At 40.0% G+C, this 24,769-nt stretch carries 28 protein-coding genes, 1 pseudogene, 1 riboswitch and 1 other annotated feature; of the genes and pseudogenes, 19 read left to right on the top strand and 10 right to left on the bottom strand.

Translation table 11 applies throughout. The annotated features are described in order from the left end of the window. The first annotated feature begins 163 nt into the window (after positions 1–163). The 4 genes from ACGTNH_RS16295 to ACGTNH_RS16280 all read left to right on the top strand — a co-directional run bounded on the left by ACGTNH_RS16295 (position 164) and on the right by ACGTNH_RS16280 (position 2,152). Complete coding sequence (locus tag ACGTNH_RS16295; protein WP_394587992.1) at positions 164–595, top strand: GNAT family N-acetyltransferase; 432 nt, start codon at positions 164–166, stop codon at positions 593–595. Between the two features lie 141 nt (positions 596–736). After that, positions 737–988, top strand: a complete 252-nt coding sequence (locus tag ACGTNH_RS16290; protein WP_394587991.1) for an HIT family protein — start codon at positions 737–739, stop codon at positions 986–988. A gap of 246 nt (positions 989–1,234) precedes the next feature. Beyond that, positions 1,235–1,669: a GNAT family N-acetyltransferase gene (locus ACGTNH_RS16285; protein WP_394587990.1), complete on the top strand. Its 435-nt coding sequence runs from the start codon at positions 1,235–1,237 to the stop codon at positions 1,667–1,669. 27 nt (positions 1,670–1,696) lie between these two features. Then, positions 1,697–2,152, top strand: coding sequence for an NUDIX hydrolase (locus ACGTNH_RS16280; protein ID WP_394587989.1), 456 nt, complete (start codon positions 1,697–1,699; stop codon positions 2,150–2,152). Positions 2,153–2,202: 50 nt separating this feature from the next. Here ACGTNH_RS16280 and ACGTNH_RS16275 read toward each other — a convergent pair whose 3' ends face one another. Next, on the bottom strand, positions 2,203–2,670 hold the full coding sequence (locus tag ACGTNH_RS16275) for an Lrp/AsnC family transcriptional regulator (protein ID WP_394587988.1): 468 nt from the start codon (positions 2,668–2,670) through the stop codon (positions 2,203–2,205). Between the two features lie 311 nt (positions 2,671–2,981). On the opposite strand from ACGTNH_RS16275, the gene ACGTNH_RS16270 reads away from it, so the two are divergent. From ACGTNH_RS16270 to msrA, 10 genes are all read left to right on the top strand, one after another. Continuing rightward, positions 2,982–3,923 (top strand): ABC transporter permease, encoded by a 942-nt coding sequence (locus ACGTNH_RS16270; protein WP_394587987.1) that lies wholly within the window; start codon positions 2,982–2,984, stop codon positions 3,921–3,923. Positions 3,924–3,936: 13 nt separating this feature from the next. Continuing rightward, positions 3,937–4,842, top strand: coding sequence for an ABC transporter permease (locus tag ACGTNH_RS16265; RefSeq protein ID WP_394588511.1), 906 nt, complete (start codon positions 3,937–3,939; stop codon positions 4,840–4,842). Positions 4,843–4,856: 14 nt separating this feature from the next. Beyond that, the gene (locus ACGTNH_RS16260) at positions 4,857–6,386 is read left to right on the top strand and encodes a glutathione ABC transporter substrate-binding protein (protein WP_394587986.1); all 1,530 of its coding nucleotides are present in this window, start codon (positions 4,857–4,859) and stop codon (positions 6,384–6,386) included. Between the two features lie 7 nt (positions 6,387–6,393). After that, positions 6,394–7,401 (top strand): ABC transporter ATP-binding protein, encoded by a 1,008-nt coding sequence (locus tag ACGTNH_RS16255; protein WP_394587985.1) that lies wholly within the window; start codon positions 6,394–6,396, stop codon positions 7,399–7,401. Then, on the top strand, positions 7,373–8,347 hold the full coding sequence (locus tag ACGTNH_RS16250; protein WP_394587984.1) for an ABC transporter ATP-binding protein: 975 nt from the start codon (positions 7,373–7,375) through the stop codon (positions 8,345–8,347). The genes ACGTNH_RS16255 and ACGTNH_RS16250 overlap by 29 nt, the downstream gene beginning before the upstream one ends. A gap of 91 nt (positions 8,348–8,438) precedes the next feature. Next, entirely contained in the window at positions 8,439–10,043 is a 1,605-nt protein-coding gene (locus tag ACGTNH_RS16245) for a gamma-glutamyltransferase family protein (protein ID WP_394588510.1), read from the top strand. A gap of 22 nt (positions 10,044–10,065) precedes the next feature. Continuing rightward, complete coding sequence (locus tag ACGTNH_RS16240) at positions 10,066–10,644, top strand: chromate transporter (RefSeq protein ID WP_394587983.1); 579 nt, start codon at positions 10,066–10,068, stop codon at positions 10,642–10,644. After that, a complete protein-coding gene (locus ACGTNH_RS16235; protein ID WP_394587982.1) occupies positions 10,641–11,174 on the top strand; it encodes a chromate transporter in 534 nt (177 codons plus the stop codon). Before ACGTNH_RS16240 ends, ACGTNH_RS16235 begins: the two co-directional genes overlap by 4 nt. Before the next feature lie 74 nt (positions 11,175–11,248). Then, on the top strand, positions 11,249–11,947 hold the full coding sequence (locus ACGTNH_RS16230) for an AIM24 family protein (RefSeq protein WP_394587981.1): 699 nt from the start codon (positions 11,249–11,251) through the stop codon (positions 11,945–11,947). Between the two features lie 86 nt (positions 11,948–12,033). After that, positions 12,034–12,155, top strand: a riboswitch (SAM riboswitch). A 120-nt stretch (positions 12,156–12,275) separates the two neighbouring features. Beyond that, positions 12,276–12,749, top strand: coding sequence for a peptide-methionine (S)-S-oxide reductase MsrA (gene msrA, locus ACGTNH_RS16225; RefSeq protein ID WP_394587980.1), 474 nt, complete (start codon positions 12,276–12,278; stop codon positions 12,747–12,749). A 50-nt stretch (positions 12,750–12,799) separates the two neighbouring features. On the opposite strand, the gene ACGTNH_RS16220 is transcribed toward msrA, so the two are convergent. From ACGTNH_RS16220 to ACGTNH_RS16210, 3 genes are all read right to left on the bottom strand, one after another. After that, positions 12,800–13,336, bottom strand: coding sequence for an RDD family protein (locus ACGTNH_RS16220; RefSeq protein ID WP_394587979.1), 537 nt, complete (start codon positions 13,334–13,336; stop codon positions 12,800–12,802). A gap of 12 nt (positions 13,337–13,348) precedes the next feature. Beyond that, positions 13,349–14,350 carry a signal peptide peptidase SppA gene (gene sppA, locus ACGTNH_RS16215; protein WP_394587978.1) on the bottom strand — a complete coding sequence of 334 codons (1,002 nt, stop codon included), beginning with the start codon at positions 14,348–14,350 and terminating at the stop codon, positions 13,349–13,351. A 93-nt stretch (positions 14,351–14,443) separates the two neighbouring features. Continuing rightward, on the bottom strand, positions 14,444–14,980 hold the full coding sequence (locus ACGTNH_RS16210; RefSeq protein ID WP_394587977.1) for a GNAT family N-acetyltransferase: 537 nt from the start codon (positions 14,978–14,980) through the stop codon (positions 14,444–14,446). A 191-nt stretch (positions 14,981–15,171) separates the two neighbouring features. Between ACGTNH_RS16210 and ACGTNH_RS16205 the strand changes: the two genes are divergently transcribed. The 4 genes from ACGTNH_RS16205 to ACGTNH_RS16190 all read left to right on the top strand — a co-directional run bounded on the left by ACGTNH_RS16205 (position 15,172) and on the right by ACGTNH_RS16190 (position 18,337). Continuing rightward, complete coding sequence (locus tag ACGTNH_RS16205) at positions 15,172–15,528, top strand: hypothetical protein (RefSeq protein WP_394587976.1); 357 nt, start codon at positions 15,172–15,174, stop codon at positions 15,526–15,528. Positions 15,529–15,567: 39 nt separating this feature from the next. Continuing rightward, the gene (eutH, locus tag ACGTNH_RS16200; RefSeq protein ID WP_394587975.1) at positions 15,568–16,659 is read left to right on the top strand and encodes an ethanolamine utilization protein EutH; all 1,092 of its coding nucleotides are present in this window, start codon (positions 15,568–15,570) and stop codon (positions 16,657–16,659) included. A 70-nt stretch (positions 16,660–16,729) separates the two neighbouring features. After that, positions 16,730–17,383: a peroxiredoxin-like family protein gene (locus ACGTNH_RS16195; protein WP_394587974.1), complete on the top strand. Its 654-nt coding sequence runs from the start codon at positions 16,730–16,732 to the stop codon at positions 17,381–17,383. A gap of 57 nt (positions 17,384–17,440) precedes the next feature. After that, positions 17,441–18,337 carry a DMT family transporter gene (locus tag ACGTNH_RS16190; protein ID WP_394587973.1) on the top strand — a complete coding sequence of 299 codons (897 nt, stop codon included), beginning with the start codon at positions 17,441–17,443 and terminating at the stop codon, positions 18,335–18,337. Between the two features lies 1 nt (position 18,338). Here ACGTNH_RS16190 and ACGTNH_RS16185 read toward each other — a convergent pair whose 3' ends face one another. The 5 genes and pseudogenes from ACGTNH_RS16185 to argS all read right to left on the bottom strand — a co-directional run bounded on the left by ACGTNH_RS16185 (position 18,339) and on the right by argS (position 23,149). Then, positions 18,339–18,860 (bottom strand): ribonuclease H-like YkuK family protein, encoded by a 522-nt coding sequence (locus ACGTNH_RS16185; protein WP_394587972.1) that lies wholly within the window; start codon positions 18,858–18,860, stop codon positions 18,339–18,341. A 105-nt stretch (positions 18,861–18,965) separates the two neighbouring features. Next, a complete protein-coding gene (locus tag ACGTNH_RS16180; protein ID WP_394587971.1) occupies positions 18,966–19,202 on the bottom strand; it encodes a hypothetical protein in 237 nt (78 codons plus the stop codon). Between the two features lie 118 nt (positions 19,203–19,320). Continuing rightward, positions 19,321–20,814, bottom strand: a complete 1,494-nt coding sequence (locus tag ACGTNH_RS16175; protein WP_394587969.1) for an MDR family MFS transporter — start codon at positions 20,812–20,814, stop codon at positions 19,321–19,323. A gap of 106 nt (positions 20,815–20,920) precedes the next feature. Next, positions 20,921–21,456: pseudogene (locus ACGTNH_RS16170) on the bottom strand (uridine kinase family protein). Positions 21,457–21,466: 10 nt separating this feature from the next. Continuing rightward, entirely contained in the window at positions 21,467–23,149 is a 1,683-nt protein-coding gene (gene argS, locus ACGTNH_RS16165) for an arginine--tRNA ligase (protein ID WP_394587968.1), read from the bottom strand. A gap of 42 nt (positions 23,150–23,191) precedes the next feature. After that, positions 23,192–23,409: a binding site (T-box leader), on the bottom strand. A 99-nt stretch (positions 23,410–23,508) separates the two neighbouring features. Between argS and ACGTNH_RS16160 the strand changes: the two genes are divergently transcribed. Continuing rightward, complete coding sequence (locus ACGTNH_RS16160) at positions 23,509–24,126, top strand: DUF421 domain-containing protein (RefSeq protein WP_394587967.1); 618 nt, start codon at positions 23,509–23,511, stop codon at positions 24,124–24,126. Positions 24,127–24,172: 46 nt separating this feature from the next. Here ACGTNH_RS16160 and ACGTNH_RS16155 read toward each other — a convergent pair whose 3' ends face one another. After that, on the bottom strand, positions 24,173–24,700 hold the full coding sequence (locus ACGTNH_RS16155; protein ID WP_394587966.1) for a hypothetical protein: 528 nt from the start codon (positions 24,698–24,700) through the stop codon (positions 24,173–24,175). Between the last annotated feature and the right edge of the window lie 69 nt (positions 24,701–24,769).

The following is a 24,769-nucleotide window of genomic DNA, read 5'->3' as shown; positions in this document are numbered from 1 at the left end:
ATGATACGCATTAAGAGCCAGGGATACTTACAATTTATAGAAATCAATATAATAAGAGGGATGAAAGTTTCAAGTTAAATAATGAAAAATTGTTAATTTGAGATTAATCAAGCCTTATTTGTTAATTTAAAAGATTTTACATAATTAAAGGGGAATAGCTATAATGGAAATTCGAGAGTTGGAGCAGGAACGACAAATAAGGGATGCATTTCCTGTTATGAAACAGTTAAGAAATCATCTAGACGAAGAAGCATATGTAGCTTTAGTTAAAGAAGCGAAAGAAAAAGACATGTACCGGTTATTTGGGTTGTTTAAAGGGGAAGAGATTGTGGCAGTCACTGGTTTTAAACCTATGATTACTCTATATTATGGTCGATTCGTTTGGGTTTGTGACTTAGTGGTCCGAGAAGACAAACGGTCATTAGGGTATGGTGAAAAACTCTTATCATTTGTTCACCAGTGGGCGAAGGAAGAAGGTTATGAAAAAGCTGCTCTATCATCGGGTCTTCAACGTGAAAATGCTCATTGTTTTTACGAACAAAAAATGAACTACGATCGCGTTAGCTTTGTATTTAAGAAAGATTTGAAGCGGTAAAGAATGAAAGAGTGTATGTTATGCGGTTTATTCAATGATGAGGAACAATCGAGTATAGAAAAAAATGAAACCTGTTTTTTATTCAAAAAGCTTCAGAGCAGGAAGTGTTAATAGGAAGCGGATTAATCTAAGGCACATAAAATGAATGTGTTTTCTTTGACGAAGCAAGAGTGGGAAGACACTCAGGACTTACTTTTAAAAGTAAAACAAAGGTTAGAGCACCTTCATTCTCCTGAAGGATATAGTGTGGGTTGGAATAATGGAGAAGTAGGAGGACAATCGATTCCGCATGCTCACCTGCATGTTATTCCCAGATTTGCTGATAAGCCTTATGCTGGAAAAGGGATTCGGTATTGGTTGAAGCAGCCTGAAAATAAAAGAGTGAAAAAATAAATTTCTTATTAAAAATTATTCATTGAAAATTGAGAAAAAACCCATTTTTTTGATGAATCTTAAAACTTTTTTAGAAGGCTAGTCGTCTAACTTCATAGGTAAATGGTAAAGCTTTTTTATGAATTGAATTGGATAAAAGTTCTAAAGATTTCCTGTTTATGCTAAAATATCTTTTGTGGTTATGAAGTCATCATGGATTCGACATGATTTATTTTATTACATTTAACTAGAGGTGACAGAAAAAAAGTGAACTATAATGTGACAATTGATATGGAAGGGCGAGGGGAGTTTTCTAATTATATTTACCAAAAGCTGGAACAGTGTAAGGAAGGGTATCCGAACTATTTAGCAAAAAATAAAGAATCAGTTCACCCCATTAATATGATGGTCTCTAATGAAGAACAAAAATGGATGGGTGGAATTTCTTCTGAACTGTACTGGAATTGGCTTGAAATTAATGATTGTTGGGTTTATGAGCAGTATCGGGGGCAGGGAATCGGCACAGAATTGCTGAGAACTGTAGAGAATATGGCGAGAAAAAGAGGCGCTGATTACTCCATGCTGACCACCTTTGAACAAAGAACAAAAAAGTTCTATGTAGCTAACGGTTATAAAGTGGTAGGAGAAATCAAAGACTATTTCCCTGGCACAAACTTTTATACACTAAAGAAAACATTGTAACATCAGCGGAGAAGGAAGGTCGTTTTTTTGGGGTACGTAGAAGATTTAAGGAGTTTAGTAGGGCATCGTCCATTAATACTTGTGGGATCCGTCGTAGTCATTTTCAATGAACAGAAACAAATACTGCTCCAGCAGCGTACGTTTCCTGAAGGTGTATGGGGTCTGCCTGGGGGACTTATGGAATTGGGTGAATCTACGGAGGACACAGCCAAGCGAGAAGTCTTTGAAGAAACAAATTTGCAAGTTAAAACCTTACAGCTGATTGATGTGTATTCAGGTCAAGAATTTTTTACTGTTGCTAAAAATGGAGATAAATTTTTCTCTGTAACTGCAGCGTACTATACAGATGAATATCATGGTCACCTGATAGCAAGTAAAGAAGAGTCTTATCAATGCCAATTTTTCTCGGAGGATCTACTTCCAAAAAGAATCATAGGCAGCCACAGTCAGATGATTCAGGACGTATTGAAAAAAGTAAAATAAAGGGTAGTTCCATATAAAAAGGCAAGGTCTCAAATTGAGACCTTGCCTTTTTATAATTTTAAACCACTTCTACTCTTAAAGCGTCTCAGTAAAATATGGCTTTCTACTCGGGTGATTCCTTGCAGAGCGTAAAGTTCTTTGTTAATAAAAGATTCAAGTTCAGTAAAGTCACTGACCAATACGTGCATATGTAACGTACTTGGTCCTGTCATTTGGTAACAGCTTGCTACATAAGGGTTGTTTGCCAGGTTTTCTGCAACTTCTACCAAAGCTCTAGGCTCGCAATCTACTTCAAAGAAGGCGGAAACTTCTTTACCAACTTTTTCACTGTTTACTACCGCAGTGAACTTTTCAATCACTCCACATTCTATTAACTGATTTACTCTGGAACGGACAGCTACGCGGGAAAGTTCCAGTTCTTTACCTATTTCTGCATAGGATAGTCTTCCATCTTCAATTAACAACTCTAATATTTTTTTATCTGTTTCATCAATTTTTAAATTTTGGCTCTTTTCCATATCACGACCACCTATCTATAATAGTAGGTTTCTACTGTGTGTCATTCAATTTTTGTAATTCGCTTATGACAAAAATATTATCACGAAGAAATTAAGGTTTCAAATCGACATTATTTTTTAAATAATATGAAAAATAATATTTTTTGTAAAATAGGGTTTAATTTTTTTGAATATTCACTTATAATCAGGAACAATAAAACATTTGTTAATTAATTTTTTATTTTTAGTTAACTATTGAAGGTTTAGGGGTCTTATATTAATGAAAAGTAAATGTATTAAAAGTTGAATCTTATACGAGAGGAGGGGATGAAATGTTTGGATTAATAGTGAATCGTTTCTTGCAGTTACTCTTACTCTTGATAGGTATTTCTTTTTTAGTATTTATGAGTATGCATATAGCGCCTGGTAATCCAGCAACTATTATTGGAGGACCTACTGCAACTGAATCAGACCTTCAAGCAATTAGTGAAGAGCTTGGTTTAAATAAACCAGTACTTGTTCAATATTTCGACTACATAATAGGAGTAGTTCAAGGTGATCTGGGTTATTCCTTCCAAAACAATCAGCAAGTCTCTAGTGCTATTGTCGAGAGGTTTCCTCAGACTTTAAATCTGGCTATTGCCAGTATGTTTGTAGCAGTTTTAATTGGAGTTCCGGCCGGAATTATTTCAGCTATTAAACAAAATTCCTGGTTTGACGTTTCTAGTACCACAGTTGCTTTGTTAGGAGTATCCATTCCAAATTTCTGGCTGGGAACGATGTTAATTTTAATTTTTGCTGTGGAGCTTCAATGGCTGCCTGTTGGCGGATTAAATGCTCCTTTCTGGACAATTGAGGGAATTAGACAGTTGATTTTACCTGCAATCACATTAGGTACAGCTTCAGCAGCTATGATTGCTAGAATGAGCAGGTCAGCCATGTTAGAAGTTATTAGGGCAGATTATATTAGAACTGCAAGGGCCAAAGGAGCTAAGACTACAACGGTAATTTGGATTCACGGTCTTAGAAATGCAATGATTCCTGTTATCACAGTCATTGGTCTTAATTTTGGCTTTTTACTTGGCGGTACGATAATCACAGAGCAGGTTTTCGCCATTAATGGAGTAGGAAGACTTATGATTGATGCTATTGCTGCCCGTGATTTTCCTGTTGTTCAAGGAACAGTACTATTAGTTGCCGCATTATTTGTAGTTGTCAATTTATTGGTGGATATTATTTACGCACTGGTAGACCCAAGAATTAGCTATGACTAGGAGGAGGGAGATGATGTCTGGCTCTGAAGCTTTACAAAGTAAAGATGAGGCAACTGAAACGCAGAAGAAGAAAAATAAAGAATATATTAAAATAGCAAAAAGACTACTAATAAATAAGCTTGCCGTTTTTGGCTTAATCATTATTTTTATTCAGCTCGCTCTAGCTGTGTTTGCTCCTTGGTTTGCCGGCTATGGGCCAGGAGAACAGAATTTAGCAAACAGTGAACTTGGAATAGGAGCTGAGGGCCATTGGTTAGGTACGGATAATTACGGACGTGATGTATGGTCCCGCTTAGTATTTGGTGCAAGGATTTCCTTAATGGTAGGTGTTGCCTCCGTCTCGTTAGGATTAATAGGAGGAGTCCTGTTAGGGCTGTTATCAGGTTACTATAAGAAGCTGGATGGACCTATCATGAGATTTGTTGATCTGCTATTTGCTTTCCCGGGGATTCTGTTAGCCATGCTAATCATTGCTATGTTAGGAACTAGTCTAGTTAATGTTGTAATAGCCATTAGCATTTGGTCGATCCCCACTTGCGCAAGGATCGTTCGTGGAAGTGTATTGTCTGCTAAAAAGCAGGAATACATTTTAGCTATGAGGTCTCTGGGAGCGAGTAATACTAGAATTCTATTTAAACATATACTCCCGAACTGCACAGCCCCCATTATTGTATTTGCTACGATGAGGATGGCTACAGCTATTTTATCAACTGCTGCTTTAAGCTTTTTAGGATTAGGAGCACAGCCGCCTACTCCGGAATGGGGCGCTATGATTGCAGCAGGTCAAGATTACATGTATTCCTCCCCTCATTTAACCATCGTTCCTGGAGTTGCTATAATGCTGGTTGTTTTTGCTTTTAATGTCGTTGGTGACGGCTTGAGAGATGCGCTAGACCCGAATATGGATTTGGATAATTAAGGAGGAATTTAAATATGTCAAAGATAAAAAGATATGCAGCTTTATTGATTTTAGCCGCAGCTGTAGTTGGATGCAGCAATGATTCTTCATCAGATGGTAGTGGAGGCGAGGCGGAACAGGAGCTTACATATGCTTCTACTTCTGATGTAGTTGGTTTGTCTCCAATCGATACGAATGATTCTGTTTCCGCAGCTATGATTGGTCAAATCTATGAAACTTTATTTACCCGTGATCCGGAAACTATGGAAATTGAAACGTTATTAGCTGAATCGTACGAGAACCCGGATGAACGCACCTGGGAGATTAAATTAAAAGAGGACATCACCTTTCATGATGGAACTCCTTTTAATGCGGAAGCAGTCAAGTATACATTTGAGGAGTTTGTTGATGAAGATCGCGCAGCTCCCCGCGCCTCACTTTTAGCCCCTATTGAATCCATTGAAGCTGTAGACGAGTATACGGTGGAGATTACTACAGAAGAACCTTATGGAGCATTATTAGCAGCATTAGCTCATACAAATGCCGCGATTGTCAGCCCCGAAGCTGATCAAAACCAGGATATTAACGAAGACCCTGTAGGGACTGGTCCTTTTAAATTTGAAAACTGGTCTCAAGGAGAAGAAGTTACCCTGTCAAAAAATGAAGATTATTGGCAGGAGCCAGCTGAGCTGGAAAACGTTACGATGAAAGTAGTCCCAGAATATTCTACTGCGGTCTCTATGCTTGAAACAGGAGAAGTGCAATTTATTGACGCTGTTCCCACTGAACACTTGTCAAGAGTGGAAAATATTGATGGGATAGAAGTAGATAAAAAGGATGGGACTCCAGTATATTCGCTAGGTTTTAATTTTGATAAAGAACCATACAATGAGCTTGAATTCAGGCAGGCTGTCTCCTATGCCATTGATCGTGAAGCCTATGTCAGTCAGTTAAATGGACTTGGAATAGAGAACGAAAGTATTATAGGACCTGAAGTATTTGGTTACGGTGAGGATGCAGCTGATGCAGGGTACAGCTTTGATCCTGAGAAAGCTCAGGAAATCATAAAAGAAAATGGGTATGGAGACGAAGAAATTACCCTATTAACAGCAAACAGAGAAGCATATACGCGAATGGCCGAAGTAGTACAGTCTCAATTATCCGAAGTAGGATTAAATGTTTCTATTGAATCTATGGAATGGGGAACTTTCCTTGATACAACACCCACCGGCGAGTTCGATATGACTTTTACCAGCTGGTCTAACAGCACGGCTGACGGCAGTGAACATTTATATCCAAACTTACACTCTGATAATATTGATTCTTCTAACTGGGTTAGATATAACAATGAAGAATTTGATCAATTAGTTGATGAATCCAGAAGTGAAGTCGAACAGGGTGTTAGAGAAGAAAAACTTCAGGAAGCTAACATGATTGCCGTGGAAGACGCAGCCTGGATTCCGATGCATCATGGTGTTGTGTCAGCTGCATATGACGAATCTATTAAAGGATTAGAACTCGATCCAACAGGTCAATGGTATCTTTATAACGTTAGTAGGGAGTAGGTATGACATGAGACAACTTTTAGAAGTTAACAATCTCGTCACCTCTTTTCGAACAGCCGGGACTAAGCTTTCGGCTGTTCGGGATGTTTCTTTCTCTGTAAATTCGGGAGAAACCTTATGTATTGTAGGAGAATCAGGATGTGGAAAAAGTATTACCACTTTATCTTTAATGGGTTTACTGCCACAGAACGGTGAAATAACCAGCGGAAGTATTCAATATAGAGGTGAAGAGCTGACTTCCAAAAATGAAGAACAAATGAGAAAACTGCGAGGTAATGAAATTTCCATGATATTTCAAGAGCCTATGACTGCATTAAATCCAGTTTTTACTGTAGGGTATCAATTAATGGAGCCAATAAAGCTCCATACCAGCTTAAGAAAAAAGGAAATTAGAAATAAGGCAGTTGATTTACTAAAGCAGGTTGGTATTCCAGATCCGGAGAAGCGATTGCGGCAATACCCTCATGAATTAAGTGGGGGAATGAGACAAAGAGTAATGATTGCTATGGCGCTCTCTTGTAATCCATCACTTCTTATTGCAGATGAGCCAACAACGGCTTTGGATGTTACTATTCAAGCCCAGATTCTTGATTTAATCGATGATTTAAAACAGGGCTTAGGCATGGGAGTCGTTATGGTTACACACGATATGGGAGTTGTAGCAGAAGTAGCGGATCGGGTAATGGTAATGTATGCCGGTAAAGTGGTGGAGACGGGCGCGGTTGAGGAAATTTTCAAGGACCCTCGTCATCCTTACACTAAAGGTTTATTAGCTTCCGTTCCAAATGTAGATGATGCTAGTGCAACGCTTGAAGCTATTCCTGGCTCACTGCCAAACTTAAATGAAAAAATTTCAGGGTGTCGTTTTCACCCTCGCTGTCCTCATGCAATGGACGTTTGCCTTGAAAAGGATCCCCCACAATTTAATGTAACTTCTGAGCATTATTCAAAGTGCTGGCTGGAAGAAAATCAGGGAGTGAGAGAAGATGCAGACAAAGACAAAACCGCTCATTGAAATTAATAATATGAAAAAGTACTTTCCTTTAAAGAACGGATTTATTAAGAGGACAAAATCAAATGTAAAAGCTGTGGAGAATGTTTCCCTTCATATATATGAAGGGGAAACTTTAGGAGTTGTAGGAGAGTCTGGGTGTGGCAAGTCGACCTTTGGCCGTACAATCCTAGGGTTAGAAGATTTAACTGAGGGATCAATTAAGTTCCGAGGAGAAGAAATAGGCGGACTCTCTGATAAGAAGCTTAAAAAGTTTAAGAAGGATATGCAGATGATCTTTCAAGATCCCTATGCTTCCTTAAACCCCCGTCAAAGAGTGGGGGCAGCGCTGGAAGAAGCTTATATTATTCATACGAAAATAAAGAAGAAAGAAAGAGAAAAGAGAGTTAAGGAACTGTTAGTAGAAGTGGGGCTTAAGGAAGAACATGCAGACCGATACCCGCACGAATTCAGCGGCGGTCAAAGACAAAGAATCGGTATTGCCAGAGCCCTTACCTTAAACCCATCTATGGTTATTTGTGATGAAGCTGTGTCAGCCCTTGATGTATCAGTACAAGCTCAAATTATTCAATTACTAAAAAAACTGCAAAAATCTCATCAGTTAACGTACTTATTTATTTCTCATGATCTTGGCGTAGTTAGACATGTCAGCACTCGAGTGTTAGTGATGTATTTAGGAGCATCCGCAGAACTGGCTCCATCTGAAGATCTATATAACAATCCTCTCCATCCCTATACTCAGGCCCTTCTTTCAGCTATTCCACGTCCTGATCCTGCGGCCAAAAGGAATAGAGTCCGGTTGGAAGGCGAGCTGCCTGATCCGGCTGATTATCCCAAGGGATGTCCATTTCATACAAGATGTCCGTTAGCCCATGAAAGGTGCAGGATAGAGAGACCGGAGTGGAGGGAAGTTGAGCCAGAACATTTTGTGGCTTGTCATGAAGTTTAAAAGATTCGCCCTCCTCAGACGGGCTCTGTTGGCAAGGCGGGGGCATATTTTTTAAATCTATAATTAGAAAGGAATTATACATATGGAAAAAATGGATTATTTGTACCAGCCTTATACCGCTAAAAGAACTTCCGCCATTTCTAATAGAGGAATGGTCGCTACTTCCCAGCCGTTAGCTTCCCAGGCAGGACTTGATATGTTAAAGAAAGGCGGGAATGCAGTTGATGCAGCCATTGCTACAGCGGCTGCTCTTACCGTAGTTGAGCCTACATCAAACGGCATTGGAGGCGATGCTTTCGCCATTGTCTGGATGAAAGATAAGCTGTATGGATTAAACAGCAGCGGTCATTCACCTTCCTCCATATCAATTGATTCATTAAAAGAAAATGGATATGATGAGATCCCGAAATACGGATTTATACCCGTAACCGTTCCAGGGGCCCCTGGTGCTTGGGCAGAACTATCAGAACGTTTTGGTAACCTTCCATTAACAGAAGTGCTCGCTCCCGCCATAGATTATGCTGAAAATGGTTTCCCTATTACGCCTGTATTAGGAAAGTTTTGGGAAGCAGGCGTCAATAAATTTCGTGAAGTTCTAAACGGCGATGAATTTTCGCACTGGTTTGAAACGTTTGCTCCTGAAGGAAGTGCGCCCAAGATCGGAGAAACCTGGAAGTCACAAGGTCACGCTGAAACCTTAAGGAAAATCGCAGAAACAAAAGGTGAAGCTTTTTATCACGGCGATATCGCTGATAAAATAGATCGCTTTTCCAGAAAATATAACGGCTATATCCGAAAGAGGGATTTACAAAACTTTCAGCCCGCGTGGGTGGACCCAGTATCTGTCAATTACAGAGGATATGATGTGTGGGAGATCCCCCCGAATGGTCAGGGGATGGTCGCCTTGTCTGCCTTAAATATTATGGAAGGTTTTAATGTCCATTCTAAAAACGACACAGATATTTATCATTGGCAAATCGAAGCTATGAAATTGGCATTTGCTGACGGAGAGAAGTATATAACAGATGAAAGGCATATGAAGGTTGGATTAGAGCAGTTATTAAACCGTGAATATGCTGCTGAGCGTAGAGCATTAATCGGAGAAGAGGCGTTACAGCCGGAAGCTGGAGACCCACCGAAAGGGGGTACAGTGTATCTGGCTGCTGCTGACAGTGAAGGAAATATGGTTTCTTTTATTCAGAGCAATTATATGGGCTTCGGGTCCGGCCTAGTTGTTCCGGAGACGGGGATTTCACTTCAAAACCGTGGACATAATTTTTCTATGGATCCTGACCACGTTAATTGCTTGCAAGGAAATAAACGTTCCTACCATACAATAATTCCAGGGTTCCTGACAAAGGATAATAAGGCAGTAGGACCTTTTGGGGTAATGGGAGGATTCATGCAGCCGCAAGGGCATCTGCAGGTGGCTATGAATACCATCGATTTTCAATTAAATCCTCAAGCTGCTCTGGATGCCCCGCGTTGGCAGTGGATGAAGGATAAGACGGTATGGGTGGAACCTGATTTTCCAACTCATATTGCTGAATCCCTGAGAAGAAAAGGCCATAACGTGGAAGTTCAGCTGGAAACAGGAGCTTTCGGAAGAGGTCAGGTTATTTGGAGAGACCAGGAAACTGGATCATTATTCGGGGGGACTGAATCCCGGACGGATGGTGCTATCTCGGCCTATTAAATATAAAAAGGGGTGAATGGTCTTGCAACAGTGGAATCTCTTCCTTGCCTTTTTTAGAGTAGGGATTTTTGGGTACGGAGGAGGTCCGTCCTCTATACCGCTCGTTCATAAAGAAGTAGTAGAAAAATATAAATGGCTGTCTGATGATGATTTTGCCGACATCCTGGCTCTGGGTAATTCTCTCCCGGGCCCTATTGCTACCAAAATGGCTGGCTATATTGGATACAGGGTTTCCGGCTATACCGGAATGCTGAATGCGATATTAGCTACGATCCTGCCAACTATAGCAGTCTTAATCATACTATTATCCTTTTTGAATAACTTTCGAGAGTTAGACTGGGTGAATGGAATGACTCAAGCGGTCGTGCCGGTAGTTGGTGTAATGTTAGCTGTGTTAACATTCGATTTCATAAAAAAGTCCAAGGATAACCTAGGTATTTGGATTACTTTTCTGCTCGGTGGAATCTCGCTTATTTTAATAGAAGTCATTGGGGTTCATCCAGGAATTGTGATTTTGGCTCTGCTGATATTTGCATTAGTCAAACCTATGAGAAAGAATAAAGATGAGAAGAATTACAGCAGTAAGGAGTCTTCTTTATGATTTATTGGCAGATTTTCGTAGCGTTTTTTATTCCGGGAGTTGTGGGGTACGGTGGCGGCCCGGCTTCTATTCCCTTAGTCGAAAATGAAGTAGTCGGCCGATTTGGGTGGATGTCGGTAAACGAGTTCAGTGAAATGCTTGCCGTAGCCAATGCACTGCCCGGACCGATTGCAACGAAAATGGCAGGGTTTATAGGTTATGAACAAGCCGGCATTTTAGGAGCATTTATTGGAGTATTTGCTACGGTCGCTCCATCGCTTATTTTAATGATTGCGTTATTAAGTCTTCTAAATAAATTTAAAGGGTCTCCACGTGTGAAAGCCATGACCTCTTTTATTCGTCCAGTTATCGCTATTCTGCTCGGGGTAATGGCTTATCAATTCTTTGAAACGTCCTATGGATCTGCAGGGATGGTGCAAACAGTTATTTTAATTGCAGTGAGCTATGTTTTACTTGAGCGAGTAAAAGTACACCCGGCTTTTGTCATTGCGGGCTCGCTTTTATATGGTGCCCTTTTTCTAGGAGGATAAATGTTTAACTTAATGAATCATTTATCCCCTCTTTCTCGTATACAATAAGGACGAGACAGGAAAGGGGAGAGATCGTGAGCAATTATTCGATTGATGAATTCATAAGAAAAACGAAGCAGGATGAAGCTGAAAATGAGTTCTTTGAACTGGAAACAGAGCGTATATTAGAAGTAAACCTTTCTGATCAAGTATGGGCCAAAGCAGGATCGATGATTTCCTATAATGGTTCCATCAAGTTTGAAAGGGAAGGGATACTCGAACATGGTGTGGGAAAAATGTTTAAGAAAGCCTTCTCGGGCGAAGGCAGTTCTTTGATGAAGGCAGCCGGAAAAGGTCGTCTATACTTAGCTGATCAAGGGAAAAAGATTACTATTTTTGATTTAAATAATGAATCCATTACTGTTAACGGGAACGATCTTCTTGCCTTTGAGCCTGGCATATCATGGGATATTAAATTAATGAAAAAAGTAGCTGGCATGATGTCTGGCGGACTGTTCAACGTGACGTTAGAGGGCCGGGGAAGGGTGGCGATTACTTCTCACTATGAGCCATTAACTTTGCTTGTACGACCAGGGGATCCTGTCATTACAGATCCAAATGCGACGGTAGCCTGGTCAGGACATTTAAAGCCGGAATTTCGTACTGATGTAAGTCTAAAGACATTTATTGGCCGTGGGAGCGGTGAATCTGTTCAAATGGAGTTTAAAGGTGAAGGGTTTGTCATTGTACAGCCGTTTGAAGAGGTCATAACAACGGGAAATGGAAATTCATAAATTTTTCAAAAAAAATGAAGCATTCGCCTTTACTTCGAGATTGAAACATTGTAATATATAAAATAACTTAAAATTATAACGGAAACTTCTTATCCAGAGAGGCGGAGGGACTGGCCCTTTGATGCCCGGCAACCATCGAATTAATCTAAGGATTGACGAGAACGGTGCCAATTCCTGTAGAGTGTTATTTCACTCTAGAAGATGAGAGGATCGTACGGAAATTTACGACCCCTTTTCTTATACTGGATAAGAAAAGGGGTTTTTTGGTAGCTTGAACCGTCAAACTCTCTTAGGTGGAAGTTGCGTTAATGGAAAGGGAAGATGACAAATGGCAACAGCAATTTTTGGAGCAGGATGTTTTTGGGGAGTTGAAGCTTTCTTCGAGCGTTTCGAAGGAATTACACATACACGTGTAGGGTATACGGGCGGCCATGTTGAAAGTCCAACCTACGAACTAGTGAAAACAGGAACAACTGGCCATGCAGAAGCAATTCGTATTGAATATGACCCAGAAGTCATTACGTATGGCGGATTGGTTAATATCTTTTTTGAAGCCCATGACCCTACAACTAAAAATAAGCAGGGAATCGATGTTGGTCATCAATATCGTTCCGCTATCTTTTACCAAAATGAAGCTGAAAAAGCCATTGCTGAGGAGAAAATTCAGCAGTGGACAAATAAAGGGATTTTTAAACGTAGAATCGTAACTGAAGTTACACCGGCCCGTGAATTTTATGAGGCGGAAGAATACCATCAAAAGTATGCTCAGAAGAATGGCTCCTTTGCTTGCGGCATTGGCTGATCTTATTAAAAATCCGCTTCCTTTTAAATAAAGGAAGCGGATTTTTATGTTTATTCTAAAGTAGATTCGATTTCTCGATTTAATTTCTTCATTCTGTCTTTGATTACAGAAGTATCGGCAAACAGGTCATGGATCCCTTGATGCTTTTTCGTGAAGATGACTACAAGATAAGGAAGACCTAAAACAGCCATACTTATATAACGTCCTACAAACTCTCTGTAAATAATCTGCCCTTTCGTTAAGTGCTTTCCTTTTAATGATTCTACCGATAACCCCAGAGTCATTTTTCCTAATGTGGCCCGGAAATAGAAAGTCATTAATACAAAATAAAGAAAAAACACAATCGATTGAGTGATGTTCGCGGCGCTTAACAGCTCAATCCAAAGCTTGGCTTCGGATAGATTGGTTACTCTTAAAAGCGGGCGCGTGATGATTGAATTGATACTCCAAATTACAATTAAATCAATGATGTAAGCAAAAAAACGTGGAATAAAACCAGCGTATACGATACGGTGGATTTCGTTAAGGTTTGATGTCACAGCTTGATTTAAGTGATTGGGCTGATGGGTGGGTTCTACTGTATCCATCTAATTCCTCCTTTACTCAGAATACATGTACATTAATCTAGGACCTTGACGTTTCTCGATCATTTCGTTGATCCATTTTACTTCGCTTGTTGGCAGGAAACTTTTCATATCGATAGGAATACCGAACAACCTTTCTCCACTAGGCTGGTACTCAATTACTTCAGGATTCCCGCCGATTTCTTCTTTCAGGGCAGCTAACGCATCTTCTTCAAATCCGATGTTGTCAATTAGGCCATTATCTAATGCTTGCTGACCAGAATAAATACGGCCGTCTGCAATTTCTATTACTTCATCTTCAGGCATGTCACGACCTTCACTGATGACATCGACAAACCCTTGGTAGGACTCATCTACAAGCGTTTGAATAATTTCACGGTCTTCCTCTGTCATTTCTTTAGTTGGACTCATAATATCTTTAAATTCGCCGCTCTTGATGGTATTGAATTTAACGCCATATTCATCGGCTAATTCTTCATAATTTACGCTTTCCATAATAACGCCTAATGAGCCGGTAAATGTTTCTTCAGAAGCAAATATTTGATCCGCTGGAGTTGATATGTAATAGCCTCCAGAAGCAGCCATACCGCCCATTGAAACATATAGAGATTTATCTTCTTCTTTTAATTCATTCAGCTTGTCGTGAATTTCAGCACTTTCAAACACTCCTCCGCCTGGGGAGTTTACGTAAAGCAACACTCCATTAATGCTAGGGTCTTCTTTTATGGCTTCTAACTGTTCTAGTAAAGCTTCATGGTTATAACCTTCTCCCATAAAAGGATTAGATCCCTGGCCGCTCATTATTGTTCCCTCTACGGATATACGGGCTATACGATCCGAGGAGGAGCCTTCTTCAATAACTTCTTCTCTTGGTTTCTCATTATTGCTGTCTCCACCAAACAATCCTTGGGAAGACTCCGTAAACGTACTTGATGTTAAAAAGCCAATGCTTTGAATGAGGATCGCAATAATTAATAAAGCGGAAGCAATCCCTATAGCGATCAAACGTTTTTTCATATCTATCTATCCTTTCTTAATTGCTTTGAACCACTAGCTTAGCAAATTTTTGGTAATTAATATATAGTTACTCAAAAGATCAATGTGTAAATTCTATGTAATTCCTTCGTTGGCTTTCCATTCATAATATAAAATGCTCATTTCATATAAATTCCAGTATTCTTCTCCGAACCTTCGATGATCTCGAAGTAACCCATCAATTTGAAAGCCAGCTTTTTTATACATATGAATTGCAGGCTTATTAAATTCAAACACTCCTAAAGTTACTTTATGTAAGTTTAACCTATCAAAAGCGATCTTTAAGATCTCCTCCATCATGATAACTCCTATTCCTCTTCCACGTGCATCCTTACTGACTAACACTTTACCAATCCGCGCTGATCGGTTATCGTAATCAATATTATTTAAAGCAATGTGCCCGACTGATCGAGTGCTGGATTTCTCTACAGCTTTAAAAATTAGTGAAGATCCATCTGCCTGGTTGGCTTCCTTTAAGTACTTATCCAGTTGATTACAGCTTAATGGATATGCAAAGGCTGGCCCTGCCCATTGAAGTAAAAAGGAAGGAGATTCTACCCATTGAATAAGCGTGCCATAATCATTTTTCGTAAAGTATTCAAGCTTGATCATCATCCATTCTCCTTTTCTATACTTGACTTATTGAAAGTTTACCATTTTAAATGGATGATAGATAAATAAAAGAAAGTAGGGAAACTATTCGATACTATTATATCCTTTTAATAATGTTTGGGACCATACTTAGTGCTTGTGGAAGTGAGACAGACCAAGTCGACATTGGAAGTGAGGATGTTTCGGAAACGTTGTATATTCAAAAAGTAGAAGATCAACGGACAACTGAAGAACAAACGGCAGTAAGGCAGGAGAAAGAAACTAATGAAGAGTTACTCGCGAAGCTCAATGGGATGGAAATAAAGAAAAGTGACGAAAGTGAAATGAAGGAGAAAATGAATACACAAGATACGTATACGTACAGCTTTTCCGATGAAGGGGAACTTGCTGCTGAGTCCCAATCTGATTTCAGCTTTGCAGTAACAGAAGATGGGACGTTTTTAATGCCTGAGAACGGAAAGCAGTCAGGAACCGTCAGCTATCAATCGGTTGAAAAGCACCCGGAATTACTGAATGAAATGAATCACTTAGTTGATATTAGCTTTTAATTCTTCCAGGCTGTGTGTGAAAACGAGGGAGAGGTCCGTATGTTGTTAAATGATATGATACTTATTTTAATGGCAGCATTTATGGTGCTGGGGGCAGTTGATTACACTTTTCTTGGTAATCGTTTAAGTCTCGGCGATCGCTTTCACGAGGCTTTTTTAATGATGGGCCCTCTGGCTTTAGCTATGGTAGGGATTATCTCACTGGCTCCTGTGATTTCCGATGCTCTCTCTCCTCTTGTTATTCCTATTTTTGAGTGGATGGGAGCGGACCCAGCGATGTTCGCTTCTATGCTGTTAGCCATTGATATGGGGGCTTATCCGTTATCAGAAGCGTTAGCATCAGATAAGGATGCTGCAGTATTTTCGTGGGCATTTTTAGGAACGATGATGGGGCCGACGTTGGTATTTACGATTCCTATCGCTTTGACTATTGTTCAAAAAAGGGATCGAAGCTATTTTGCGAAAGGTATATTAATCGGTATGATGACGATACCTATTGGCTGTTTAACTGGTGGAGCATTAGCAGGTTATGAATGGGTATGGATGATTCAAAATTTAATTCCTGCTGCTATTTTAGCTGTTCTCATTGGCGTAGGATTATGGAAATTCACTACTCTTACCATAGTCCTGTTTTCGAAGTTTGGAAGAGGTATAGAAATCCTCATTATGTTTGGGTTGGTTATGGTCATTTTCGAGACGTTAACTGATTTTACTGTTATTCCTGGGATGGCTCCGTTAGAGGAAGGAATTGAAATTGTAGGGAGAATAACGATTACCTTGGCTGGGGCTTATCCTTTGGTTGCTTTTATTAACCAAAAGGGATCGAAGCTTTGGGAACGACTGAGCATTCAATTAGGTATCAATTCGCCATCGGTGGCCGGCTTTATTGCTTCTTTAGCTCATCATTTGCCTATGTTTGCAACGATGAAAGATATGAACCCTAAAGGAAAAGTAATGAATGCGGCTTTTGCGGTGAGCGGGGCTTTTTCTTTTGGAAGTCATATCGGCTTTGTGGCTGGAGTGGAGAAAGAGTTAATTGTAGCGGTTATGACAGGGAAATTAGTGGCAGGTGTGCTGGCTGTCTGGATTGCGTGGTGGACCACCATTCCCGCTAATCAACAAGTCGAATAAAGCGCTTTTCTTCAAACTTGTCCTTTTATCACTTATACTTAGTCTATACCTCACTAAAGGAGTTTTTCATATGAAGACCGAGATGAAGGAACGCTACAATGAGTATTTGCAGAAGTTTAAAGAAGCGACCCCTGACGATGTTCAAAAGAAAATGAAAAGCGCGATTGATGAATTGAAAAGTTCGGATGATGGTGAAGGTTTAAAAGAAGGAGACAAAGCCCCGGATTTCACTCTTCCCGATCCTAATGGGAACTCGATCAACCTCTCCAACCAACTTGATATTGGACCGGTGATTGTAACGTTTTATCGCGGAGGATGGTGCCCTTACTGCAATATGGAATTAAGAGAGTATCAACAAATATTAAATGAAATTCATGATGCAGGTGGGGAGTTGATCGCCATTAGTCCACAAACCCCGGATTACTCGCTAAGTACCTCACAGAAAAATGAACTGAGTTTTCATGTGTTAAGCGATGTAGGAAACAAAGTGGCACGTGAATATCAACTTGTTTATCCGGTCCCGGACTACCTTGTTGACATTTATAAACAAAAAGGATTAGATGTTGATAAGCATAACGGGGATGAAACGTGGGAACTCCCTGTGGCTGCTACGTATGTGATAGACAGACACGGAACGATAGTCTATGAATATACGAAAGCCGATTACAAAGATCGGGCCGAGCCATCGGAAGTATTAGAAGTTTTGAAAACAACGAACAGATGAGGAAAGGCACACCCTTCAGTGGAGGGTGTGTTTTCTTAGGATAAGAGGTGTCCATCGATGAAATTATACAGTGCATTAATTGGTCTAAGCTTTATTTGGGGATTATCCTTTGTGTTTATAAAATGGCTTCTCGATCCTATTGGAGTGTGGGGGACAGTTTTTTTTAGATGTTTAGCAGGTGCCCTGGTATTACTGCCGTTTTTATGGATAAAGAGAAAAGAGTTAAAAGGGTCTCTTCCATGGAAAGCTATGTTCTTTGTCGGTGTTTTTAATGCTGGACTGCCATGGGGGCTGATTGCATGGAGTGAAACAGAAATACATAGCAGTACGGCTGCCGTAATGAATACTTTAACGCCAATTTGTACAGGGCTTGTAGGATTTATGTGTTTTTCCGTTCTATTGAAGCGAAGACAATGGATAGGGATTGTCCTCGGGTTTGTTGGCATATTAGTTTTAATGGAATTTGACTTTTTTGCTCTTTTTAGTGAAAGTTTTATCGGCATAGGTACCATGATTTTAGCTGCTATTTCATATGGTGTTGCCTCTCAATTTACTAAAAGACATTTACAGGAGACATCTATCCTTATTGTGACCACGTTTTCTTTGCTTGTTGCTGCTCTATTCGGGTTAGGGGGTATGATGATGACAAACTCCCTCTCCGTTATTAATGAAGAGGTCCTTCGTCGTCCCCTTGTATGGCTTTCTATCATTGGGTTAGGCTGCTTTGGTTCTGGATTTGCCCACTTATTATTTTACTATATGGTTAAGAATGGCAGTGCGGAGTTTGCAACATCAGTGACTTACATTATTCCGATCACTGCTATGGTATGGGGGTACGTATTACTTGATGAACCCATTACAAAAAACATTATCCTCGGGCTTGTGCTCATTTTTGCAGGAGTATATTTAGCAACGCGTAAACCTCGTAGAAGTCATCAACAAGCTGCGGCTTAATTTATTTCGTGTACTTATTGGCATAACTGCTTGCCGTAATTGATTCTGGTTTTATTTTCGGCTCAAATCCCAATGATTCGATTCTCGCTACCATTTCATTTACGTAAGCGCGCGTACGATTCCGCTCTCCTGCACCAATATCGATATGTCCTTCAATTGTAAAGCTGGCATTTTGGTAAATGTGAGGGAGGACAATTTCAATCAGCTGATCGATTTTTTCTTTCGTGAAATAGGAGGCTATATCAACAGTAAGACTCGTTTCATAAGAAATTCGTTCATGTAAAATCTTCATTGCTCGGGGAACAATTTCCTTATGATAACAAGCCCAGGCCCCTTTCCCCACACGATGAATCACAATTCCTGTAATAAAAAGAGTTTGGTCAGTGTGAATTTGAGAATCTGTACCTAGCATTAATTTGTAGCACCCTAAAGGCTCTTCTTTCATAAAAGACGTAATATGTGCAAATACTTCCTCGAAATCCATTTGTGGATGGGATAAATTTTGGAAAAGCATAGGTTCCATTTTGGGTCCTCTTTTCAACCAGGGGGTAAATCCCATTTTTTATATTCTATTCACCTTTACTATTCCCGTGTTTTCCAAAAATAAAAAAGACGGCGCAGGCCGTCTTTAAAAAATAAAAATCCATATGAGCAAAATAGTAATAATAAACGTAATCGCGTAAATCCAAGTTAATAGGCGCACACTCGAATCTTTCACAGGTCGTTCTTGTTTTAAACTGGTTAAGTCAGCTTCAGGAGAACTTTCATCTTTCTCTCTCTTAGACATTTCACGGGCTACTTGAATGGTGCCAATGGAGGCAATAATACATACAAGTACAATGATGGCATAGTAAAGTGGATACACACATTCGCCTCCTCTAACTCTTAGGATCTCTACTTAAAGTTTATCATGATCTTTTATTTCTATGAAAATATAGGCTCTATTTGACTCTTTTGATTTTCCAGTATGGGGAAGAGTTCTTCTAATCCGCAGCTTCTCTGGAAGCAGGATTTTCAGGATAGTCTACAGGTCGTGCTCTTCTTATGAAAAGAGCAAGGATCAAGCCAGTAAAAGCAACAGCGAATGCGACAAAGTAAACGAGTTCTACACCAGCAACGGTAGCTTGAGTCATAGCTTGCTCTGTTCCTGGATTGCCCATCTGCTGTAATTCAGCTTCCTGTTTCGATGTCATAATGCTGATAAATACGGAAACGCCAATCGCTCCGGATACAGGCTGCAGTGTGTTCATAATAGCTGTACCGTGAGGATAAAGGCGCTTCGGTAATTGATTTAAACCGTTTGTTTGCGCAGGCATCATGATGGCTGACACAGACAACATGAGCAGCATGTAGCTGATAATAATGACGTAAATCGACGTATTCTCACTAATTTGACTAAGTGAAAACATAGTTGCTGTTAAAACTGCAGCAGCTGGAATAATTAATTTTCTAGGGCCGAATTTATCAAAAAGCTTTCCCATTATTGGAGACATGAGACCATTGAGTAACGCCCCTGGCAATAAGATCAGTCCAGCTGTGGCGGCTGTTAATGCTAAGGGTCCTTGCATGAACATAGGTAAAATAATTTCCGAAGAAAACATAGACATCATAACAATAATAAACATTACGAGTGCGATGGAATACATAGGGTATTTGAACACCCGGACATCGAGTAATGGATCTTCGAGTTTTAATTGACGTCTAGTAAAAATAATTAAAGCTGCTATTCCAACTAAAATGAAACTATATACCTGTGGTTCAAGAAAACCCGCTTCACCTTCACCAGCAAAACTAAAGCCCAATACAATTCCTCCAAATCCTGCAGTGGAAAGAATAATGGAAAAAATATCTGCTTTAGGTTTGGTAACTTCTCCTACATTTTTTAAATATTTATAACCGAAAAGAATAGAGAATAGAGCGAATGGGATCACGGTGAGGAATAAGTACCTCCATCCTAAATGCTCGACAATAATTCCTGAAAGTGTCGGACCAATAGCCGGGGCAAACATAATGACAAGTCCAATCATTCCCATAACGGCTCCGCGTCTTGCCGGAGGGAAAATAAGTAAAAAAGTATTGAAAATAATAGGGATTAATAATCCGGTACCCACGGCCTGAATGAGACGCCCGGCGAGTAAAACAGTAAATGTAGGAGCGACCGCACAGATGAGCGTTCCTAAGGTGAATACAGACATCGTTCCGAGAAACATCTGCCTCGTAGTAAACGTCTGGAGCATAAAAGCGGACACGGGAATTAATATCCCCATGATTAACATAAAACCTGTGACCATCCATTGGACGGTAGGTGGGTTAATATTAAAAACTCCCATAAGGGTGGTTAAGGCAATATTTAGTAACGTTTCATTAAGAATAGCGAAAAAAGCGCCAATGATAAGTGAAAACATAACGGGCTTTACGCTGAATTTAGGGTCATCAGCTAAAAACTCGTACGTTTCTTTAGAATGATTTCCTTCCATATATATAATCTCCTTTTTTGTGTGTTCACAATAGACCATTATATAGGAAAGAATAGGAAGGTATGAAGATTTTGCTCAATTTTTTTATAATAGTGCGGGATGAAAATTAATAACCTTTCATTCTACGGGTTACTTTTGATTGAGGAAGCTGCTCTTTTATATAACGATCTTCTTCCTCCATCCACTGCCGCCAAAATTCGAAGGCCCCCTCACCGTCCCGTTCCAATCCTCGGACCAACCGCTGCTCTCTTGGGCAATCAACCCAAATAGTGAAATCATAATACTCTCTTAATTCATCACGCGTGCTATAGCAGCCTTCTATAATAACGGTGCCTTCTGGATGCACGGTATGCCAGTCAGCTAACTGATCAAGGTCCCAGTCATACCGCTGATAGAGAGCAGGTTTTTTTGCTTAATTGGAATGATCACTTGCTTTAAGACACGCTCCCAGTTAAAAGCGCTTCCAACAAGAGTGGATCGATTTCTCTGGGCGGATGGTAAATAAAAATCATCCATGTGAATAATCGTGGAGTATGAATAGGCGTTAGAGAGAGCGTCGGCAAGTGTACTTTTACCTGAGCCGCCGCAGCCGTCAATACCGATTAAAGTTAGCTTCTGATTAAAGCGGGGGAGTTTGTTCATATCATTTCTCCTACATTTTTTTGGGTGCCTCAATGCCAAGCAAGTGGAGTCCTTTTTTTATTACGATAGAGAAGCCGTATACAAGCGTTAATTTCTTTTGCAGCTGTTCGCCTTCCAGAATCTTGGTATGGGTATAGTATTGATTGAATAGGCGGGCGAGTTCGAGTAAGTATTTCGCCACCTTGCTTGGGTCATACTCCTTGTAAGCTGCTTCCACAATTTGTGGAAATACTCGCAGTTGTTTGATTAACGGCCAAGCATTTTCATCGTTTAGGTCAGGATCTGCTGTATAAGGATCAAATGCTCCTTTTTGTAAAAGCGAACAGGCACGAACGAAGGCATATTGTAAATAAGGGGCGGTATTCCCTTCAAAGGTAAGCATATCACTAAGTGAGAATTCCACATCATTACGGCGATCATTTTTTAAATCGTGAAATATAACAGCTCCTACCCCGACTTGACGTGCTGCTTCTTCTTTATTTTCTAACTCAGGATTCTTCTCTTCAATATTGACTTTGGCATGTTGAATAGCTTCTTTCAGAACATTTTCCAATAAAATGGTTTTGCCTCTTCGCGTTGACATTTTTGCCCCGTCTTGCAGCATCATTCCAAAGGAGATGTGTTTTACATCTTGAGCCCAGGGAAAGTGGAGCTTGCCAAGTACCTGCTTAATCTGCTGAAAATGCAGTGATTGCTCATGACCTACTACATAAAGAGCCTCATCAAAAGAATAGCTTCCATATCGATCAATTGCAGCAGTTAAATCACGTGTAGCGTAAATGGTAGTGCCGTCACTTTTGGTAATTAAACATGGCGGAAGCCCTTCTTTATCTAAATGGACTACCTGGGCACCTTCGGACTCAGCTAATAAGTGATGTCTTTTAAGTAAGTCAATAGTGGCCTTCATTTTATCGTTATAGTAGGCCTCACCACGCGTAAGATCAAATTCAATGCCGAGCAGCTCATAAATTTTATCGAACTCCTCGAGAGAGGCATCTTTAAACCATTTCCACAATGTTACAGCTTCTTCATCCTGATGTTCTAATTTCTTAAACCAGCCACGTCCTGTTTCAATTAACTCTGGGTTCTCCTTTGCTTCTTCGTGAAATCTTACATAGATTTTTTTAAGCTCGGCGATAGGATTGGATTTCACACTTTCTTCGTCTCCCCACATTTTGTAGGCTGCCAGCAGTTTGCCAAATTGTGTGCCATAATCTCCAATATAATTAATTTTTACTGTTTTATACCCGCAATGTTCTGCAAGATTTGATAGGGCATTTCCAATAACTGTGGAGCGAAGGTGTCCCATAGAAAATGGTTTGGCAATGTTTGGAGCGGACAAATCAATGACGACGGTTTTCCCTTCGCCAAACCGATGCATTCCATAGCTCGCTCGTTCGGTAAGAATCTGCTTGAGTGTATGTTCAGTCGTAAATTCCTGGTTGAGAAAAATGTTGATGTATCCACTGACAGGTTGAACGCGCTCAAATAAATCGTGTTTCAATTGTGGCGAAAGCTCTCTCGCTATTTCTTGAGGTGACTTACGAAAGGCTGGTGCGAGCTTGAAACAAGGGAACGCCAAATCGCCCATTCTTTCCTGCTTCGGGACTTCAATGTTTTCATAGATCCATTCTCGTGTGAATTTTTCTCCAAGCATATGGGACAGCTGCAGGGCAAGGACATGTTTTTCCATTGATGATTCCTCCTAATAATATAAAAAAACACCCCATCTCAAAAAAGAGACGAGGTGTTTGCTCGCGGTACCACTCTTATAGCTGCAATTTTAGCCACTCGAAGTTGTTAACGGGGGTCATCCCCGGCCGTGTCCTACTGCTTCTCGTTCAAACAGGCTTCTTAAAAGTCCGGTTCACTTATATTCGTCTCTCAGGCTTTCACCGTCCCTGATTCGCTGCAGAAGAAATTATAAGTTACTCTCTTTATCACTGAATTTAGGTATTGAAAAAATTATAGCTGAGTGGAAAAGGGATTGCAACATTTATTCTGAATATAAAAGAACTTTCGAGTTAGAATAATGGCAGAGGAGGAATGCCGATGGACTGGGATTGGATATGGAAGGCTATCTTAATTATTTTAGTAGGGACGTTTATTTTAAGAATAGCAGGCAGGAAGTCGATTTCTCAGATGACTTTGGCACAAACGGTCATTATGATTGCGATCGGTTCACTGCTCATTCAACCAGTGTCTGGACGGAACATATGGGTGACATTTGGTGTGGGAAGTATATTAGTTCTTACGTTAATTGTCATTGAGTATTCGCAAGTGAAGATCGATGCATTGGAAAAGTTTTTTACAGGGCAGTCTATTTCTATTATTGAAAATGGACAGCTCAATAAAGATAATTTAAGAAAGCAGCGGTTTACTGTGGATCAATTGGAAATGAAACTAAGACAGCAAAATGTATCGACGATTAGTGATGTTAAATCTGCTACGTTAGAACCGAACGGGCAAATAGGCTATGAGTTAAATGAAGAGAAGAAACCAGCCACGAAAGCAGATGTTGACCGGCTGCTGCAAGAAGTTCAGGCATTAAAACAAGCGCTGGGATCTAATAAAGCATCTCCATCAACGTTTGAATCTGGTGAGGAGAATATCTTTAATGAAGTGGCACAGAAAAGACATCAGCAGCCTCCGCCGAGTGACTTACAGTAAGTACTCAAAACAAAACTTAAGCAGATAACTTACAATTTACTACCCACTAGTTTCTTCTATATAGATAAATCGAGCTGTAATTAACTTTTGATTCAACTGGCCAAATTAAAGACGGTTTCCAGTCAGGCATAGCAAAACAATTGGAGATCATCGTAGTCCGTTGGTGAGTGATTTTAGCTTGCAACTGCTCCATGGCTTTAGGATACAAATAAGTATAAAAGAGATCATAACTTGATAAATCCTCTTTTAAAAAGTTTTTTCGGCGTATGCTTAAGTTTGCACGCGGTTGGAGGAAATTTCTTATAAGTAAAAAGATCCATGGGATAACAGCCGTTTCATAGGCTACAACTTTTGCCTCGGGAAATTGTTTAGCTAGCGGAAAAGCCATTGTACCAAAACCTGCTCCTAAGTCCGCTATAAATGATGGATGTAAAGACTCTGTTAGTTTAAGTGCTGCAGCTTTTTCTTTAGAAGTGGTGGGAGTAGGGGTTATTCCGTTCTTAGCAGAATCAAATAAAATAAGTAAGGTTATAAAGCACATAAAAAATATTAATAGAATGGTTAGGATGGTCATCGTGTCACCTCTTTTGTTTAGTATAAATCATATAGGGTTATCACGGAAGAGATAGCTGATACAATAGAA

This window comes from Halobacillus sp. B23F22_1, from assembly GCF_043497005.1.
Classification (GTDB): domain Bacteria; phylum Bacillota; class Bacilli; order Bacillales; family Halobacillaceae; genus Halobacillus_A.
The sequence above is the reverse complement of the archived record's forward strand: the minus strand, read 5'-3'. Positions and strand labels throughout refer to the sequence as shown.